The following is a 4,203-nucleotide window of genomic DNA, read 5'->3' as shown; positions in this document are numbered from 1 at the left end:
CGTGATTAGCTCAGTTGGTAGAGCACCTGACTCTTAATCAGGGTGTCCAGGGTTCGAATCCCTGATGACGCACCATAACAAAGGTTGTTAATTTTATTAACAACCTTTTTTGTTTTAAAATAAATTGTTAAAGAAGTAATTTATCTTCAGTATTATAAACATTTAAGAATAAAAGATTGGGCTAATTTATTAATTAGATAAATATTCAATACTAAGGCTGATTTTATATTTTTAGAATAAGGTTAAGATAGTGTATAATATAATCCATAATATTTAATCGTGCATATATAAGTAATTATAGGTGAATAAATGATTGTAAAATAAAAATAATAATATAAGTAAGAATAAATTTCTTAAAAGGAGTTAAATATGAGTTTAAAGAAAAGTAAAGTGGCTATTATAGGAACAGGATTAGTAGGGTCTAGTACAGCCTTTAGTCTGATGACTCAAGGTGTATGTGATGAGATACTAATGATTGATATAAACGAAGAAAAGGCTCTAGGAGAAGTAATGGATTTAAACCATTGTATTGAGTACTTGAATAGAAATATAAGAATTGTCAGGGGAAACTATGAGCAATGCGGAGATGTGGATATTGTAGTAATAACAGCTGGTGCACCGCCTAAGCAAGGGCAAACTAGATTAGATACACTAGAATTATCAGCTAAAATAGTAGAATCCATTGTAAGGCCAATAATGAAGAGTGGATTTAAAGGACACTTTATTGTCATTTCAAATCCAGTTGATATGATAGCATATCATGTTTATAAGATATCTGGGTTGCCAAAGAGTCATATTATAGGTACTGGTACTTCAGTTGATTCAGCAAGACTAAAAAATTTCATTGGAGAACTATTAAATGTGGATCCGCGTAGTGTGCAAGGATATTCTATGGGAGAACACGGAGATTCACAGATGGTCCCATGGTCTCATGTTACAGTTGGAGGAAAGTCATTCTACGAGATATTAAAAGACAATAAAGATAGAGTAGGAGAAGTTGACTTAGATAAACTAGTACTGGAAACAGCGAGAGCAGGTTGGGAAGTGTACAATAGAAAAGGAACAACGTATTATGGTATAGCAACAGCAGCTGTAGGAGTCATAAAAGCGATAATAAATGATGAAAACAGGATAATGCCAGTATCTACATTATTAGATGGCGAGTATGGAGAAAAAGATGTTTTTTGTGGAGTACCTGCTGTTTTAAATGCTGATGGGGTTAAAGAGGTAGTGGAAATTCATATGACAAAAGAAGAGTTGAGCAAGTTTAAAAAATCTATAGAGTTAATAAAAGAATATACCGAAAAAATAAAATAAATTTTATTTCTAAATAAGTGTTGACATAATAGATAATACTATGTATAATAATATCTTGTTGAGACAAGTTTTCGACAAGATATTATAAAATAGTTCTTATAAAGATTATTTTATAAATTTAAAGTAATAGATGAAGATTGTATCAATTACTGATTAAAATCTCGTGATGATGGCATAGAGGTAACACTCCTTCCCATTCCGAACAGGAAAGTTAAGGTCTATAGCGCCGATGGTACTGCATGGGAGACTGTGTGGCAGAGTAGGACGTTGCGAGGTAAGATGGTTCACTAGCTCAGTCGGTAGAGCACATGACTTTTAATCATGGTGTCCCGGGTTCGATTCCCGGGTGAGCCACCAATTACTTTATTAAAAGTAATCTTATTGAAAAACTTGCTTAGTATTTATATAAATAAAAGAGTTTTACTGAAAGTAAAACTCTTTTTTCATTTGCCTTATCAAAATTTAAAACATACTAGATTACAAATTTATAAAGTAAATAACATTAACGTAAATATTCATAGACATTATTAATTTACCATATAACTGTTTAGAAGGATTTAAACTTATGCGAGATATCCTTTTTTATAAATAAGAAAAACTTTCTTAATGATTGAATATCTTCCTTAACTGATGAATCTTCATTAGATGCAAGGTATCCATTGTTAAACATAGTAAGGGCAAAGAATAATATTCCTATATTAATATATAAGTCTTTTATATCAGCAATGAATAAATTACTGATTCCTATAAAATCTAAACTACCCCCATAAAAAATCTTGTCAATTAATGAACATGTAGCACCACAGCATACAAAAATAAAGCACATATCAGCCCAAAAATCCTTGTTTCCTTTGTATAAATAATATCTATATACTTCGATAAAAATAAATATAGCCAATATATTTATAGTTATTAAAATCGGAAAATTAACTGATGCTCCAAATCTAGCATTTAGCCAAGAACCTTCAGTATTAATTATAGGTCGAAAATATAACAAGCTGGATATTATAGGGAAATCATTATTAAACCAAAAGAGTTTTATTAATATCTTTATTCCTTGATCAAATAGAAAAAGAAAGAAAAATAGAATTACAAGTGTATTAGACTTAAACCCATGTTCGTATTTAATTCCGATTATGTAGCTAAATAGACCTACTAGTGCAAATAATATAATTAGTATCATATTAAATAAAATTGTTCTAAGATCATTGATTCTTCCAGTAATAAGTTCGAATAAGACATATATAGCCCACATCAAAGGAAGAATACTTATAGTTAACACTTTTTTATTTTTCATAAGAGTACCTCCAACTGTAATTGTATTACGTTATACTAAAGTGTAACATATAGTAAAAAAAAATTCACTACTGTTAAATAAACCAAATTTAGTTTAATATAGAGATAAGAGGAACACGTACATAATTAATTAAAGTATTGTCAGTTTTGGTCAGGGTATATATTTATAAAAAAAGAGTAAGGTATAAAAAGTATTATGAGATTATGAGAAAGAAGGTATAAATATGTTAACAATTTTAGCAGTATCAGATTCGATAGGAGAAACTGCAAACCAAGTTGCTGTTGCAGCGGCAAGTCAATTTACAGAAAAGGTAGATGTTAAAAGAATTCCATATGTAAAATCTTTAGAAGATGTTGAAGATGTAATGAATATCGCAAATGAGTGCGAGAGTGTAATAATTGTATCTACTATAATTACTGTTAATGTACGGGAGCATTTGACACAAAAAGCAATGGAAAAAAATATATCGGTTATGAATGTATTAGGACCAATAATAAATGTAGCATCAACTATATTAAATACACATCCTACGTACAATCCAGGTGCTATGAGGCAAACAGACGAAGTATATTTCAAGAGAATAGAAGCTATGGAATTTGCTATGCAATATGATGATAGTAAAGATTATAGAGGTTTAAAGAATGCTGATGTTGTATTGATAGGACTTTCAAGAACTTCAAAAACACCACTCTGTATGTATTTGGCCAATAAGGGGGTAAAGGCAATAAACATTCCTTTAATGCCTGAAGTGGGAGTTCCAGATGAGATATATGAGATTGATAGAAAAAAAGTATTTGGATTAACAATAAATCCACTTAGATTAATTGAAATAAGGAAAAGAAGGTTAGATAAGTTTCATAGAATTACGTCCGACATTGAATATGCAGGAGATGCAAGAGTGTTAGAAGAGCTTGATTTTGCAGATAAAATAATGAGGAAAATAGGATGCAAGACTATAGATGTTACAGAGAGAGCTATTGAAGATACCGCTTTAATTATTCTAGAGAAGATAGGATATAACAATAAATAAACTATTAATAGGCAACTAATTTGGAAATGATATAAATTGATATATAAGATAAGTTACAAAAAGCAAGTTTTGTTTACAAAAATATTTGTAGGCGAAATTTGCTTTTTTGTATCAGATGCGCTAAGCTGTTGTACTTAAACATAGTGGAAATAAGGAAGAGTTAGTGAAATATCCTATATTATGTAATATAACTATTCCTAGTGTATCACTAATAGGATTAGAGAGAATTTTATATAAATTTTAGACTATAGTGAATATAAAGTCATTTAATAGGATAATTTAATATAATAAGACAATTATCATATATGTTAATATAATAACCGTCGCTGAGGTACATAAATAACTGCAATTGAACTAAGAAAAGTTTTTTCTAATAGAGTTCAAAAAAATTAAAAAAGTTATTGACAGTATGTAAAACAGATGATATACTGAATAAGTCGCTTGAGGGTGACATAAGTTAATAACTACAATGAGAATTGTAGGAAAGAAAATTGGTCTTTGAAAATTGAACAGAATAAGATAAATACATTTAAGTAAACCAGCAATTTTTATTTGAGTA

General features: G+C 29.4%; 3 protein-coding genes, 1 tRNA gene and 1 rRNA gene. 4 read left to right on the top strand and 1 reads right to left on the bottom strand.

The annotated features are described in order from the left end of the window. The first annotated feature begins 369 nt into the window (after positions 1-369). The 3 genes from ACJDTP_RS27160 (at position 370) to ACJDTP_RS27150 (ending at position 1,674) form a co-directional block, all read left to right on the top strand. Complete coding sequence (locus ACJDTP_RS27160; protein WP_077843036.1) at positions 370-1,317, top strand: L-lactate dehydrogenase; 948 nt, start codon at positions 370-372, stop codon at positions 1,315-1,317. A 159-nt stretch (positions 1,318-1,476) separates the two neighbouring features. After that, positions 1,477-1,593 (top strand): 5S ribosomal RNA (gene rrf / locus ACJDTP_RS27155). 5 nt (positions 1,594-1,598) lie between these two features. Continuing rightward, positions 1,599-1,674 (top strand) — tRNA-Lys (locus ACJDTP_RS27150). A gap of 190 nt (positions 1,675-1,864) precedes the next feature. Here ACJDTP_RS27150 and ACJDTP_RS27145 read toward each other — a convergent pair. Then, entirely contained in the window at positions 1,865-2,614 is a 750-nt protein-coding gene (locus ACJDTP_RS27145; RefSeq protein WP_406762976.1) for a signal peptidase II, read from the bottom strand. 223 nt (positions 2,615-2,837) lie between these two features. Here ACJDTP_RS27145 and ACJDTP_RS27140 point away from each other — a divergent pair, with 223 nt between their 5' ends. Beyond that, complete coding sequence (locus tag ACJDTP_RS27140) at positions 2,838-3,644, top strand: pyruvate, water dikinase regulatory protein (protein WP_012061051.1); 807 nt, start codon at positions 2,838-2,840, stop codon at positions 3,642-3,644. Positions 3,645-4,203: the final 559 nt, after the last annotated feature.

It is taken from the genome of Candidatus Clostridium helianthi (genome assembly GCF_045310795.1).
Classification (GTDB): domain Bacteria; phylum Bacillota; class Clostridia; order Clostridiales; family Clostridiaceae; genus Clostridium; species Clostridium helianthi.
The sequence above is the reverse complement of the archived record's forward strand: the minus strand, read 5'-3'. Positions and strand labels throughout refer to the sequence as shown.